The sequence below is a fragment of the Chloracidobacterium sp. N genome (assembly GCF_018304765.1).
GTDB classification, from domain to species: domain Bacteria; phylum Acidobacteriota; class Blastocatellia; order Chloracidobacteriales; family Chloracidobacteriaceae; genus Chloracidobacterium; species Chloracidobacterium aggregatum.
On record NZ_CP072642.1, the window covers coordinates 1,276,168 to 1,288,384 of the forward strand.

Consider the following 12,217-nt stretch of genomic DNA (forward strand, 5'->3'; position numbering starts at 1 on the left):
CCCCGTATGGCGTTGGCTGGTTCTGGCTTCCAGCTTCACACGGGGCCGGCTTCATCTTCGCTGGCGGCCTCGGCGGGAAGTTTTGGCGCTTCCGGCTGGGCGTCCATCGGCAGCGGGCGTCCGTCACCCAGGGCGCGGATGGCTTCAATGACGCGGTTGGAAATTGCACGGTAGAAGTCAATCCGCGCCCGTTCGTCTTCCGGCAGCGGTTGATCAAGCAGGTCGCTCAAGTCGAGCGGCTTGCCAATGATGATACGCACTGTACGAAAGAAGCTGGGGATGAGCTTGCCGACGCCAAGCACTTCATCGGTGCCCATCAGACGTACCGGAATAACCGTGGGGCGCGCGTCGTAGATGAGTTTGCCGACGCCGACGCGGCCGCGGCCGATTTCGCCCGTCCGTGACCGCGTGCCTTCCGGGAACACGATGACGATATTCTGCCGGAGCATCTCCACCCACTGATCAACCTGTTCGAGACCGCCGACACCCTGCCGGTCAACCGGGAAGGTACGCAGGTTTTTGAAGAAGTATTCGCCCAGCACCCGCAGAACGCGGTCCTTGAAGCGCCGGGAGGACGGATCGCCAAAAAAGTTCTTGCGGTCGGCGAGATTGATGGGGATGTATTCCGGGCGAAACAGCATGCGCGGGATGTACAGCCCGACGCCCAGAGCGAAGTTGTCCAGGATGGAGGAATGGTTGGGGCAGTAGAGGACGTTTTCGTGTGATTCCGGGATGTTTTCAAGCCCCTCCACCTTCATCCGGTTGAGCAGGCGAAACAGCAGGAAGCTGCCAATCGTGGCAATGCCCAGCGCGATGCCGACGCCAGCGCTCGCCTTCAGCAGGGAGGTGTGTTTTTCCGGTGAAGGCGGGTTATCGCCGGCCGCTGCCTTTGGTTTCGGGGTTTCGTCCGGTTGCCCATTCAGGCTGCCGGCGGGCACTTGCGGGACGACGCGCATGGGCGAATCAGGGAGGCGGCGTTTGGACATAACTTCAGGTGGTCAGACGGGTTGGGGATGTCGCCCCGGAGTGCATCATGGCAGGGGCAATCACTCCGGGGCGGCGCTGGCGCTACTTTATACGTGCCAATCGGCTGGAAACAACTGGCCGGGCGCCACGCCGGGGCGACTTCCCAACCGCCAGTGTTTCCGCCAAGATAGGCGGCATTTGGCACTTTGTGGTGAAGGATTTTTCCGATGAGTATCTACGAAAAGCACGTGTTCGTGTGTGTGGCGGGCAAAACCTGCCCGACCCAGGGAAGCGAGGCGGTCTGGCAGGCGCTGCGGGATGAAGTCAAAGCCTGCGGCAAGCTGGAGAGCATTCGGGTCAACAAGGCGGGCTGCCTTGCCCAGTGCGGCAACGGCCCGATGGTCGTCGTGTACCCGGAGCAGGTCTGGTATGGGCACGTCGCTGTGGAAGATGCAGCCGCCATTGTCCACGAGCACCTGCTGGGCGGGCAGCCGGTTGAACGGCTGCGCTACGTCAAAGCCAAGCCGGCGGCCTCGTGATGCGCAAGGTCATTGCCACGGCTCCGACGCGCGTTGATCTTGCCGGCGGTACGCTCGACCTTCCACCGCTCTATCTGTTTCATCCGGGGGCGCTCACCGTCAATGCCGCCATTGACCAGCTTGCGACCTGTGAAGTGACGACCCGCGCGGATACGAGCATTGTCCTGGTCTCGCGTGATGTCGGACAGCGTGAAGTGTACCCGTCACGGGAAGCCCTGCGTTTGGACACTCCGCTTCAATTGTTGGCGCGACTGGTGGCTTTTTTTGCACCGTCGGGCGGCATCGAGGTCACGACGGCGTGCGCTGCGCCACATGGTTCGGGACTGGGCGGTTCATCGGCGCTGGTCATCGCCATGGCCGGGGCATTGAATCATCTGACCGGCGCTGGCTACACCCCGGAGCAACTGTTGATGCTGGCCCCGAATATCGAAACGCAGGTGATTCGCGTTCCGGCCGGGGTGCAGGATTACTATCCGGCGGTGTATGGGGGCATCAGCGCCATTCACCTGGGAGTGGGGGGCGTCTGCCATGAGTCGCTGGCGGCCGATTGGCTTCCGTGGCTGGATGCCCACGTCGTGGTCTGCCACACCGGGCAGGCGCACTTTTCCGGCACGAACAACTGGGAAATTTTCAAGCGGCACATCGAGGGCGACCTGGCGACGCAGGCGGCTCTGGCGCGGATCCGGGATTTGGCCCGGGCGATGTATGCTGCCGTGTGCGCCCGTGACCTTGGCGCGGTGGCCGCAGCACTGGAACAGGAATGGCACCACCGGCGGCAACTGGCGGCCGAGGTTTCCACACCGACCATTGAACGGCTCATGGCCGTGGCGCGGGAGTCCGGCGCGCTGGCCGGGAAGGTATGTGGCGCTGGCGGCGGTGGCTGCGTGGTCTTCGTCGTTGCCGAAGGGCGCAAGCCGGATGTGCAGGCCGCTCTGACGGCTGCCGGCGGGCAGGTGCTCGATGCCCATCTCACCACCCAGGGGCTGACCGTGACCGAAGTGTGACGGCTACAGGACGGCTACAGCAGGGGCGGTGTCAGCCGCGCTGCCGCCACCTGCCAGATGGCTGTGTGTACGTCGTTGGGGGAGCGCGTTGCGTCAATGACCCGAATGCGCGTTGGGTACTGTTCGGCCAGCGCCAGAAAGCCGGCTCGCACCCGGTGGTGGAACTCCAGTCCCGCCGCCTCGAAACGGTGGACGGGGGAGCCGCGTTGCCTCAACCGCTGGACGGCCATTTCAACTGGCAGGTCAAGCAGGAAGGTCAAATCCGGTTCCAGCCCCTGCGTGGCGAGCTGGAGACTCTGTTCGATGACCTCGGCGCTTATCTGGCGTCCGTATCCCTGATAGGCCCGGGTGGAATCGGCAAAACGGTCACAGACGACCATCTGGCCGGCGGTCAGCGCCGGACGGATGACGGTCTCGACGTGCTCGGCGCGGTCGGCAGCAAACAGGAGAATTTCAGCGCGGATGGTGGGTGCTGTCTCTCTGGTATCGAGGAGCACCTGGCGAAGGTGACGCCCAAGGCGCGTGCCGCCCGGTTCATAGGTGTGGATGACCGGCACGGCTGCCCGCCGGAGCGCTCCCACCAGCCGTTTCGCCTGGGTCGTTTTTCCACAACCATCAATCCCCTCGAAGCTGATGAACATACCGGGGGTGTACGCTTGACAGGTAGGCATCGGGTTTGGACGCCGTGCAGTTATGGCTCAGGGCGCGTCGCCGCCGTTACCGGCCTCTTTTTCGCCTGACGAACTCTCGGCTGTCGTGCCGGGTGCGGATGCGCCGGAGGATGCCGGATGGCGGCCCGGGCCGCTGCGCATGACGGAAATGGTGGAGATGGCGTGTTTGAAGATGAGCTGTTCCTGCTGTCCGGCTTCCAGAACAACCGAATACTTGTCGAAGCCACGGATGCGGCCCGTCAGTTTGACGCCGCTGACGAGGTAAATCGCTACCAGCGCACGCTCGCGGCGCACCTGATTGAGAAAGGTGTCCTGAAGATTTTGTGAAGACGCCCCCGATGGCGACGCAGGTGATTTGGTATCCATAGTCTTGTGTCCAAAGCCCCCCCCTGCCAGGAAGGCGCGGCAGGTTGACGGTTCAACAGGTTGGGACAAAAAAGAACGTCCAAAAAGATAGATGGTCAAAGTACCATTGCCGCTCCGAAAATTCCAACCGGGCCAGCCCCCTGGCTTGACCTGCCCGGTGGCGAACATCCATGTTCGACCTGCACGCTGGTGCGTAGAAAACCCACAGGAGTCATTGGCATGGCATCATCGCGGACCTTCCCGGACAACCCTGGCCCGGAGCAACGGTTTCAAGCTCTGGTCGAGGTCATGGCGCGGTTGCGCGGCCCACAGGGCTGTCCCTGGGACCGGGAGCAGACGCACCAGACGCTCAAGCCCTATCTTCTGGAAGAAGCCTACGAGGTGCTTCACGCCCTCGACGAAGGGGATGACCGGGAGCTGTGCCGGGAGCTGGGGGATGTTCTGCTCCAGGTGGTCTTCCACGCCCAGATTGCGGCTGAGGAAGGCCGCTTCGACATCTACGCGGTGATTGACGCGCTGCGTGAGAAGCTCATCCGCCGCCACCCGCACGTGTTTGGCAACGTCACGGTGCAGGATGCCCAGGAAGTCACCCGCAACTGGGAAGCCATCAAGGCTCAGGAAAAAGCCCAGGAGAAGTCCGCGGCCAGCCAGGACGGGCGGCCGGCGTCAGTGCTGGATGGGGTTTCGCCCCGGATGCCGGCGCTCATCGAAGCGCGGCAACTGACGGAGCGGGCCGCGTATTACGATTTCGACTGGCCGGATGCCCGGGCGGTACTCGCCAAGCTGGAGGAGGAAACCGGGGAACTCCAGGCGGTGCTGGCGCAGCCGGCACCCAACCCACAGGAAATTGCCGAAGAAGTCGGCGATCTGCTCTTTGTCGTGGTCAATCTGGCGCGCAAGCTCGGCCTCGATCCCGAAGCCACGCTCAAGGCGACGAATCAGAAGTTTCGGCGGCGTTTTGCCGCCGTGGAGCAGGTGCTGGCAGCGCGGGGCAAGACCCTTGCCGAAAGTGACCCGGCCGAGATGAACGCCATCTGGGATGCCATCAAACACGCGCCGGCATCGTCCTCTGAAAGCCATGGCGGATGACCTGCGGGACTGGTTCAGGTTGTGGTTGACGCCGGGCGTCGGGCCCGTCGTGGGCGGTAAGCTGATCCACCACTTTGGCACGCCGGCAGCCGCTCTGGCAGCCCCCTATTCAGAGTTGCGCGCTGTGGGCGTGCCGGAAGAAACGGCCCGGGCCATTGTGGGGCAGGCATCTGAAGCGGCGGTGGAACGGCAGTTGGCGGCTCTGGAGCGTTCCGGCGGTTGCGTACTGACCCTGGCCGATACGGCCTATCCGGCGCTATTGCGTGCTATTCCTGACCCGCCGTTACTGTTGTTCGTTCGGGGAAATCTGGCCGATGCCGTGGCGCAGCCCTGCCTGGCCATTGTCGGTTCGCGATCCTGCTCAACCTACGGACGGAATGCCGCCAACCGTCTGGCGCGCGACCTGGCCAGCCGGGGTGTGACCATCGTCTCCGGCCTGGCGCGGGGCATTGACACGGCCGCCCACGAAGCGGCGCTTGATGCTGGGGGGCGAACCATCGCCGTACTGGGGACGGGATTGGACGACACCTACCCACGGGAAAATGCCAAACTTGCTGACCGGATAGCAGAAACCGGGGCGCTGGTGACGGAATTCCCCTTTGAAAAGCCTCCGGCCCCCCAGAACTTTCCCTACCGGAACCGGGTCATTGCCGGATTGTGCCTGGGTGTTCTGGTCGTGGAAGCGGCTGAGCAGTCCGGCTCACTCATCACGGCGCGGCTGGCTCTCGAACAGGGGCGCGAAGTGTTCGCCGTGCCGGGCAACATCACTTCGGGGAAGTCCATCGGCACGAACCGGCTCATTCAGGATGGCGCCAAACTCGTGATGGACTGGCAGGATGTCGTGGCCGAGTTTTCCTATGATCTGCGGCAACGGCTCCGCACCGGACAGCCTGCGGCAACGCCACAGGAAAGCCACTTGCCCTTTGATTTGGGCGAGGATGAGCAGTGTATTCTGGCGCTGGTGGGCTTTGATCAGCCGGTGTATGTGGATGGGTTGATTGTGCAGAGTGGGCTGGGGCAGCCACGAACCATGGCTGCCCTGCTCAACCTGACACTGCGCGGCCTGCTGCGTGAGTTGCCCGGCAAGTGCTACGTCCGGGCGTGGAATGGATAACCTTTCTGCCCAGGGGCAGAACCCGGTTACTTGCCCGCCGGGGCGGCGCTGGACGGCGGGCCGGCCGGCTCGGCCGGCGGCGAGTTGACGACGGCCTTCATCGCCTCGTCAATGGCTTTCTGGGCATCGGCGACCATCTGCTCCCACCGTTGATCCTTGGGAATATCCTTGTCGAGGCTGGGCATCGAAAGCCGCATCTGGCTGATCTGTCCGTCTGAGCCGTAGTAGAGCCGCAGATCGCCCAGCAGTTTCGTCTGGGAAAAGGCATAGACGACCGAAACATCGTTGACCTTTTGCACCTGAAGGTACATCGCCCCGGAGTTGTTGGCCACAACGACGAGATCAATGCCCGGCACTTTGGTGATTTTGTCGGTCTGAATGTCCGGCCCATAGGACATCACAATGACGAAGTCGGCCTTGGTGCGCAGTTCGGGCAGAACCCGCTTGAGGGCTTCCGCCGGGTCCTCGATGGCAAAGTTGAGCGTTTCAGCGCCGGGATTGGGGTTGGCCATGGTGACGCCGGTAATCCCCAGCCGGACGGGTTTGGGCAGCCGCTTGCTCTCCACGGTCTCAATGACGTAGGCGGGGAGCGGCGTCAGTTCCGGCTTGGTGGGACGGATGTTGGCGGAGACGATGCGGTTCAGGAAGGGAAACGTCTGGCGTTTGGTATCAAACTCAGGCTTGTGCAGCAGCTCGGCCAGCATCTGGACATCGAAGTAGCTCGCGTTGGCGGCGGCAAACCCGGCTTCGCCGTAGGCGCGCAGCATCCACTCGTTGCGCACGCGGTCGTAGGGCTGAATGTAGCCTACCGAGTTGGCAAACATCCGTCCGGCGTCGAGCTGCACAATGGCGGCGTCGGGAGCGAGCTTTTTGAGACCTTCAGCATAGCCCATCCGCCAGGCAATCCCGCCTTGGGGATGCTTGGGGCAGCCGCAATCTTTGAGGTTGCCCTGCACATCAGAGCCGAACAGAACCGAGAGGGCAAAACCGTCATCCTGGCCGAGTCGGGCGGCAAACTCCGGCGACATCGCTGCCGCTCCCGGATTGGCATCACCGGCCGCCGAGCCATTCTGACAACTGAGCGAGGGAAGGAGTCCGGCCAGCAGCGCCAAAGCTGCGGCGAGTATGATTGCAGACTTGGGTTTCATCGGGTCATCTGTCTCCCGCAAAGATGTGAAGTGAAAGCCTGATTATGGACGAAATGGGATGCGCTGCAAGCCGTCCCTTGCTTCCGTTTTGGGGCGCGGCCTATTCTGCCAGACCTGTATTTTATTTCCCCCTCGGCGCTTCCCGCAGCGTAGCTGCCTGCCCACTGCCTCTGCCGACATGTCGAAACGCCCTGCGCCGAGTCCTGCTGCGTTCATCCCGTCGCTCCCACGCGATGCCGACAGTTATGCGGGCAGTTTTCAACTCCATATCAATGTGGCCTCACGACATCTCACCCAAAAGCGGCATGTCATTGTCTATCTGCCACCCGGTCACGGCGCAGACCCGGCAGTACGCTATCCGGTGCTGTATATGCACGATGGGCAAAACCTTTTCGATGGCGATACGGCCTACATCCGGGGCCATGACTGGAAGATGGCCCGGACGGCCGAACGGCTCATGCTCGAAAAGAAAATCGAACCCCTCATCATCGTGGGCATCTGGAACACGGGCGTCCACCGCATGGACGAATACACACCCACCCGCGATCCCGGCGTCAAACAGGGCGGGCTGCTGCCCATGTATGGACGTTTCATCGTTGAGGAACTCAAGCCTTTCGTGGATGCCACCTACTGTACCGATCCCGCCCGTGACCGCACCGGTATTGGCGGTTCATCGCTGGGGGGGCTGGCCGCCCTGCTGCTGGGGTTGCACTACTCGGAGTATTTTGGGCGCATTGCCGCCCTTTCACCCTCGCTGTGGTGGGACCACGGCGTTGCCTTTCGGCTTGTGCGGCACCTGAAGCGCAAGCCGGATGTCCGCATCTGGCTCGATATGGGCACGCGCGAGATGGGGGGCGGCATTGCGCAGGTGCGGCGCATGCGCGATCTGCTCATCGAATACGGCTGGTTGCCCGACAAAGACCTGTTCTACCGTGAGGTGCGGGGGGGAAAGCACACCGAAGGCGACTGGGGAAAGCGCGTCGGCACGGTCCTGCGCCGGCTCTACCCGGTCAAAACAGCCCGCACCCGCAAGCCCCGGCAGACCGCTCCGGCCGGAAGCTGAGGAAAGCGCCCGCCGGCCGATCAGCGTTTGAGCAGGTCCCGAATCTCGGTCAGCAGTTTTTCCTCATTGGTCGGCTCCGGCGGGGACGCCGCCGGAGCCGGCGCTGGTTGCCGCAGGCGGTTGACAGCCTTGATGACGAGAAAGACGGAAGCAGCAATGATGAAAAACTGAAGGATGACCTGAAAAAAGTTGCCATACCGGATCGCAATGACCGGATCGCCGGCTTTGGCCGCTTCCTTGAGGACGATTCCGGCTTCGGAGAGATTGACCCCGCTGGTGAGCAGGCTGATGGGCGGCAGGATGATGTCCTCGACGAAGGACGACACAATTTTGCCAAAGGCACCACCGATGACGACGCCGATGGCCAGATCAATGACGCTGCCGCGTGAGATGAAGGTTTTGAATTCCTGAACGACGCTCATAACCAGATAGAGAAGGGCAGGCTATGCCTGCTGCAAGCTTGGCTATGGTGTTTCCCGGAGAAGTTCATCCGTTCGAGGGGTGGTGATGATGCGCGCCCCCTGCCGGTAGGTGATATAGCGGAAAATCCATTCGGTGAGAACACTGACCTTGTTGTTGAAGCCGACCAGCATGGCCAGGTGGACGATGAGCCAGCCAACCCAGGCCAGGAAGCCGGTCATGCGCAGTTTGCCAGCCTCCAGAACGGCGGCCGCCCGTCCGATGGTTGCCATGCTGCCCTTGTCGAAATAGACGAACGGCGGCGGCTTGGGCCGGCCGCGCAACTCGGCGGCCAGAACCCTGGCGGCATAGCGTCCCATCTGAAGCGCCGCCGGCGCCACGCCCGGTACGACGACGCCCCTGGCGTCGGTCAGCGCCGCGATGTCGCCGATGGCGAAGATTTCGGGATGACCGGGAACCCGCAGGTCGGGTTCAACCTGAATCCGCCCGGTCCGGTCGGTGGGCAACCCCAGTTTGCGCGCCAGAGGATGCCCTTCGACCCCGGCGCACCAGATGATGTTGGCCGCCTCGATGATTTTTCCGTTGTCCAGTTCAATCTGGTGTGGTCCGACGCGGACGACACGCGAGGAGACACGCACATCCACGCCGAGCTGAACAAGCTTCTGGCGGGCATACTCCGAAAGGGCCGGATGATAGGGCGGAAGCAGGCGTGGGGCACCCTGAATGAGGAAGACCCGCGCCTGGGAGGTATCAATGTTTTTGAAATCGCGCCGCAGGACGCGCCGCGTCAGCTCGCCGAGCGCCCCGGCCAGTTCAACGCCGGTCGGGCCGCCCCCCACGACGACAAAGGTGGTCAGGCACTTGACCAGGGACGGATCGGGACAGTTTTCGGCTTCTTCAAACGCCGAGAGCACCCGGTTGCGGATGTTGAGGGCATCCTCGATGCCCTTGAGTCCGCCGGCATAGCGCGCCCAGTCGTTGTTGCCGAAGTAGCCCGTCCGGGCCCCGATGGCCAGCACGAGGTGGTCGTACTCAAGTGTCCGCCGCCGCATGGTGATGGTACGGCTCTGGCGGTCAATCCCGGTAACTTCATCCATCAGCACGGTGATGTCGCGCCGCCGGTCGAAAATCGTGCGGATGGGTTCGGCAATGTCGGCTGGAGAGAGGTCGGCCGTCGCCACCTGATACAGAAGGGGCTGGAAGAGATGATAGTTGTTGCGGTCCACCAGCGTGATGTCCGCCAGCCCTTCCGGGAAAGACTGGCAGAAGGCGACGCCACCAAACCCGGCGCCGACAACGACGATGTGTTTGCGTCGGGAAGCAGATTGGGTCATCCGAACCGGTACGTCTTCTGAATGGATGGTTTCGAGGCCTTTCGTCTCACAGTGGGGGAGCGCCTTGACGGCGGAGTCCTTACTTCGCCACATTCCACCCGGCAATTCAAGCCAGCAATTCAGGCCCAGGCAGGACAGGTACCATGACGGCGTTGATGAAAGTTGCCCGCGTGTATGACTTCGATGACGTTCGGATTGAGCACATGCCACGTCCGGCGGTCGGCCCCCGCGAGCTGTTGGTTCAGGTCAAGGCCAGCGGGATTTGCTCCGGGGATGTGACGCCCTGGTACATCAAGCGCAAGGCGGGCAAGGTTCTGGGCCACGAACCGGCCGGCGTCGTGGCCGAAGTCGGCGCTGAAGTGACCGGTTTTCGCGTCGGCGATCCCGTGTTTGCCCACCACCATGCACCCTGCTTTGCCTGCAAGTTCTGTGAAAAGGGCGAGTACGTCCAGTGCGCGACGTGGAAAGCCTCGCACATCGTGCCGGGTGCCATTGCCGAGTATTTCCTCGTCCCGGAAGTCAACCTGCGCGACACCCTGCGCCTGCCTGAAGGGATGTCCTTCGAGGATGGGGCGCTCGTCGAACCGGCCGCCTGTTCGGTCAAGGCCATCCGCAAGGCCCGGCTTCACCCACGCGATACGGTGCTCATCATCGGGTTAGGGATCATGGGGCAGATGAACGTCCTGCTTGCCCGGCAGGCCGGCGTCGAGCGGATCATCGGGGCTGATCTGGTGGACTGGCGCTGTGCCAAGGCGCTGGAGTTCGGCGCGGATGCCGTCATCAACCCGGCACGCGAAGACCTGGTGGAACGACTGGGGGAACTGACTGCCGGCGCGATGGCGGATGTCGTCATTGTGGGGCCGGGCAGCATACCGGTGATGGAATTGGGTATCCGCTGCGCCGGAAAAGGTGGGACGGTCGTGTTTTTCATGGGGTCATCGCCGGGTGAACGCCTTACCGTCGAGCCGTTCCATCTGTATTTCAACGAGATTGACCTGGTGATGAGCTATTCCTGCGGGCCTGACGACACGCGGGCGGCGCTTCAGTGCATTGCCGAGGGCGTCCTGACGGCCGGAAAGCTGGTCACGCATCGCTACACCCTGGAAGACACGGGGCTTGGCTTCCGAAAAATGGCTGAGGCGCAGGATGTGCTCAAGGCGCAGATCATTTTTCCCTGATGGATGTTTTCTGAAGGGAGGCCTGGCTGCCCCCTGTGCCCCAGGGGAGAGCAAAGCGGCGGTTGGCCGCCGTTGGCCGGCAGAGTAGAGTGGTACCACCAGCCCTTGTTGCCGTCGGCTATGAGTGCTAAGAACAAAAGCGCCGAAACTCCTTGGCCTGGGAAGGCGACGGCGGGCTGGACAGTACGTTTGCGGCAACGCGGTTGGTCGTCCCGATTCATTCCCGGATGTGCCGTTGGTAAACGCGCATGCAACTTCATATCTGGTTCGTTGGAAGCGCCGAACCAATCGAGGTTCGCATGGACACGGAAGTTGAAAATGTGGATGCGCTTGGTATCTTGCTGTCGCAGGCCCGGTGGTTGGCTGTGGATGGAGGACGGCTCATCAATCTGTCCAATGTCCGTATGATTCGCCTTCTGCAAAGCGGTGAAGGTGTGACATCTTCGGTTGCCCGGATGGAGATATGACATGCTGTTTGGCAAGAAACCCAAAAAATCGGCGACGTTGCTTGAGTATGGCACGGTGACTGGCGAGGTGACGGGAACCAACGAGCTGCGCACGGCAGAGGGCAGGCTGTATCGGTTATTTGAGAACCCCATCCATCTCAAGGATACCGAACCGCGCCCGCTGGATGTTTCAGCGCGGCTGGGAACCACCATCAAGGTCGCTGGCAGTGTCGGTTCCGACACGATTTACGAAGCCAAACTCGTTACGTCCTGACACTGAAGCGTGCACGGCGGGCTTTCCGGCCGTGGGCGCGTTCCACAAGGCTGACGTCCCCTGAAAATCTGTCTGAAGCGGGTCTGGCCGTGCGCCGGCTGACGCCTGCCGGGTATCAATGGTGAGTTGTGATGCCGGTGATTGAGTTTGTCATCTACGTCATCGCCTATGTTGCGATTGGCTTTCTGTTCGTGCGCTTCGGGTTGCGCACGTCCGAGGGGCCGCTCACCACCACCCAGGCGTTGAAAATTGCCCTGCCGGTCGGGGTGGCCATGGCTATTGCGACGGTGTATTTCAGCGGCTGAGTCCGTGATTGATTCGGCATGCCCGATGGCATGCCATTGTCGGGAGGAACTTATGGGGCAGTATGTACGTGAGCCATACGAAGGCTATCTGGGGGGAGCCTTCCACAACTACGCAGAGAGTTTCGGAGACCTGATCTCCAGCCTGGTCGAGGCGCTTGGCGCCCTGCTCAAGACGCTGGCGGAAGGTGCCATCGCTCTGATTTCGACGCTGATGCAGCCCCAGCCAGCAGCGGGTCCAAGTGCATAGGTCAGACCGATGAGGTCACGAACTGCACCGCCGCCGCCGGTGGGTGCGCCGTG

The 12,217-nt window shown here is 62.4% G+C and carries 16 protein-coding genes; 10 read left to right on the forward strand and 6 right to left on the reverse strand.

What is annotated here, in order from left to right; genetic code table 11:
• Positions 1-35: 35 nt before the first annotated feature.
• Positions 36-986 carry a lysophospholipid acyltransferase family protein gene (locus J8C05_RS05285; protein WP_211423118.1) on the reverse strand — a complete coding sequence of 317 codons (951 nt, stop codon included), beginning with the start codon at positions 984-986 and terminating at the stop codon, positions 36-38.
• A gap of 207 nt (positions 987-1,193) precedes the next feature.
• On the opposite strand from J8C05_RS05285, the gene J8C05_RS05290 reads away from it, so the two are divergent.
• Positions 1,194-1,505 carry a (2Fe-2S) ferredoxin domain-containing protein gene (locus J8C05_RS05290; RefSeq protein ID WP_058867347.1) on the forward strand — a complete coding sequence of 104 codons (312 nt, stop codon included), beginning with the start codon at positions 1,194-1,196 and terminating at the stop codon, positions 1,503-1,505.
• Positions 1,505-2,509 (forward strand): GHMP family kinase ATP-binding protein, encoded by a 1,005-nt coding sequence (locus J8C05_RS05295; protein ID WP_211423119.1) that lies wholly within the window; start codon positions 1,505-1,507, stop codon positions 2,507-2,509. Before J8C05_RS05290 ends, J8C05_RS05295 begins: the two co-directional genes overlap by 1 nt.
• 14 nt (positions 2,510-2,523) lie before the next feature.
• On the opposite strand, the gene tmk is transcribed toward J8C05_RS05295, so the two are convergent.
• Positions 2,524-3,180: a dTMP kinase gene (gene tmk, locus J8C05_RS05300; protein ID WP_246840756.1), complete on the reverse strand. Its 657-nt coding sequence runs from the start codon at positions 3,178-3,180 to the stop codon at positions 2,524-2,526.
• Positions 3,181-3,207: 27 nt separating this feature from the next.
• On the reverse strand, positions 3,208-3,546 hold the full coding sequence (hfq, locus tag J8C05_RS05305) for an RNA chaperone Hfq (RefSeq protein ID WP_058867350.1): 339 nt from the start codon (positions 3,544-3,546) through the stop codon (positions 3,208-3,210).
• Positions 3,547-3,765: 219 nt separating this feature from the next.
• On the opposite strand from hfq, the gene mazG reads away from it, so the two are divergent.
• On the forward strand, positions 3,766-4,635 hold the full coding sequence (gene mazG, locus J8C05_RS05310; protein ID WP_211423120.1) for a nucleoside triphosphate pyrophosphohydrolase: 870 nt from the start codon (positions 3,766-3,768) through the stop codon (positions 4,633-4,635).
• A complete protein-coding gene (gene dprA, locus J8C05_RS05315; protein WP_148263956.1) occupies positions 4,586-5,749 on the forward strand; it encodes a DNA-processing protein DprA in 1,164 nt (387 codons plus the stop codon). Before mazG ends, dprA begins: the two co-directional genes overlap by 50 nt.
• 26 nt (positions 5,750-5,775) lie before the next feature.
• Here dprA and J8C05_RS05320 read toward each other — a convergent pair whose 3' ends face one another.
• Positions 5,776-6,897: a bifunctional UDP-sugar hydrolase/5'-nucleotidase gene (locus J8C05_RS05320; RefSeq protein ID WP_211423121.1), complete on the reverse strand. Its 1,122-nt coding sequence runs from the start codon at positions 6,895-6,897 to the stop codon at positions 5,776-5,778.
• A 178-nt stretch (positions 6,898-7,075) separates the two neighbouring features.
• On the opposite strand from J8C05_RS05320, the gene J8C05_RS05325 reads away from it, so the two are divergent.
• Complete coding sequence (locus J8C05_RS05325) at positions 7,076-7,960, forward strand: alpha/beta hydrolase (protein ID WP_211423122.1); 885 nt, start codon at positions 7,076-7,078, stop codon at positions 7,958-7,960.
• A gap of 20 nt (positions 7,961-7,980) precedes the next feature.
• Here J8C05_RS05325 and mscL read toward each other — a convergent pair whose 3' ends face one another.
• Together mscL and J8C05_RS05335 are read right to left on the reverse strand one after the other, a co-directional pair.
• Complete coding sequence (gene mscL / locus J8C05_RS05330; RefSeq protein ID WP_211423123.1) at positions 7,981-8,382, reverse strand: large-conductance mechanosensitive channel protein MscL; 402 nt, start codon at positions 8,380-8,382, stop codon at positions 7,981-7,983.
• Between the two features lie 42 nt (positions 8,383-8,424).
• The gene (locus J8C05_RS05335; RefSeq protein ID WP_211423124.1) at positions 8,425-9,714 is read right to left on the reverse strand and encodes an NAD(P)/FAD-dependent oxidoreductase; all 1,290 of its coding nucleotides are present in this window, start codon (positions 9,712-9,714) and stop codon (positions 8,425-8,427) included.
• 143 nt (positions 9,715-9,857) lie between these two features.
• Here J8C05_RS05335 and J8C05_RS05340 point away from each other — a divergent pair, with 143 nt between their 5' ends.
• The 5 genes from J8C05_RS05340 (at position 9,858) to J8C05_RS05360 (ending at position 12,164) form a co-directional block, all read left to right on the forward strand.
• Positions 9,858-10,892, forward strand: coding sequence for a zinc-binding dehydrogenase (locus J8C05_RS05340; RefSeq protein WP_211423125.1), 1,035 nt, complete (start codon positions 9,858-9,860; stop codon positions 10,890-10,892).
• Positions 10,893-11,140: 248 nt separating this feature from the next.
• A complete protein-coding gene (locus J8C05_RS05345) occupies positions 11,141-11,359 on the forward strand; it encodes a hypothetical protein (RefSeq protein WP_211423126.1) in 219 nt (72 codons plus the stop codon).
• A gap of 1 nt (position 11,360) precedes the next feature.
• Complete coding sequence (locus J8C05_RS05350; protein WP_211423127.1) at positions 11,361-11,612, forward strand: hypothetical protein; 252 nt, start codon at positions 11,361-11,363, stop codon at positions 11,610-11,612.
• A 137-nt stretch (positions 11,613-11,749) separates the two neighbouring features.
• Positions 11,750-11,917, forward strand: a complete 168-nt coding sequence (locus tag J8C05_RS05355; protein ID WP_211423128.1) for a hypothetical protein — start codon at positions 11,750-11,752, stop codon at positions 11,915-11,917.
• A 52-nt stretch (positions 11,918-11,969) separates the two neighbouring features.
• Positions 11,970-12,164, forward strand: coding sequence for a hypothetical protein (locus J8C05_RS05360; protein WP_211423129.1), 195 nt, complete (start codon positions 11,970-11,972; stop codon positions 12,162-12,164).
• Positions 12,165-12,217: the final 53 nt, after the last annotated feature.

What these genes read in the sequence shown, in the direction of transcription:
- J8C05_RS05345 (WP_211423126.1), top strand. Translation starts at nt 11,141, where the DNA reads ATGCAACTTCATATCTGGTTCGTTGGAAGCGCCGAACCAATCGAGGTT.
- J8C05_RS05350 (WP_211423127.1), top strand. Translation starts at nt 11,361, where the DNA reads ATGCTGTTTGGCAAGAAACCCAAAAAATCGGCGACGTTGCTTGAGTAT.
- mscL (WP_211423123.1), bottom strand. Translation starts at nt 8,382, where the DNA reads ATGAGCGTCGTTCAGGAATTCAAAACCTTCATCTCACGCGGCAGCGTC.
- J8C05_RS05320 (WP_211423121.1), bottom strand. Translation starts at nt 6,897, where the DNA reads ATGAAACCCAAGTCTGCAATCATACTCGCCGCAGCTTTGGCGCTGCTG.
- mazG (WP_211423120.1), top strand. Translation starts at nt 3,766, where the DNA reads ATGGCATCATCGCGGACCTTCCCGGACAACCCTGGCCCGGAGCAACGG.
- J8C05_RS05360 (WP_211423129.1), top strand. Translation starts at nt 11,970, where the DNA reads ATGGGGCAGTATGTACGTGAGCCATACGAAGGCTATCTGGGGGGAGCC.
- J8C05_RS05325 (WP_211423122.1), top strand. Translation starts at nt 7,076, where the DNA reads ATGTCGAAACGCCCTGCGCCGAGTCCTGCTGCGTTCATCCCGTCGCTC.
- dprA (WP_148263956.1), top strand. Translation starts at nt 4,586, where the DNA reads ATGCCATCAAACACGCGCCGGCATCGTCCTCTGAAAGCCATGGCGGAT.
- J8C05_RS05295 (WP_211423119.1), top strand. Translation starts at nt 1,505, where the DNA reads ATGCGCAAGGTCATTGCCACGGCTCCGACGCGCGTTGATCTTGCCGGC.
- J8C05_RS05335 (WP_211423124.1), bottom strand. Translation starts at nt 9,714, where the DNA reads ATGACCCAATCTGCTTCCCGACGCAAACACATCGTCGTTGTCGGCGCC.
- J8C05_RS05290 (WP_058867347.1), top strand. Translation starts at nt 1,194, where the DNA reads ATGAGTATCTACGAAAAGCACGTGTTCGTGTGTGTGGCGGGCAAAACC.
- tmk (WP_246840756.1), bottom strand. Translation starts at nt 3,180, where the DNA reads ATGCCTACCTGTCAAGCGTACACCCCCGGTATGTTCATCAGCTTCGAG.
- hfq (WP_058867350.1), bottom strand. Translation starts at nt 3,546, where the DNA reads ATGGATACCAAATCACCTGCGTCGCCATCGGGGGCGTCTTCACAAAAT.
- J8C05_RS05285 (WP_211423118.1), bottom strand. Translation starts at nt 986, where the DNA reads ATGTCCAAACGCCGCCTCCCTGATTCGCCCATGCGCGTCGTCCCGCAA.
- J8C05_RS05340 (WP_211423125.1), top strand. Translation starts at nt 9,858, where the DNA reads ATGACGGCGTTGATGAAAGTTGCCCGCGTGTATGACTTCGATGACGTT.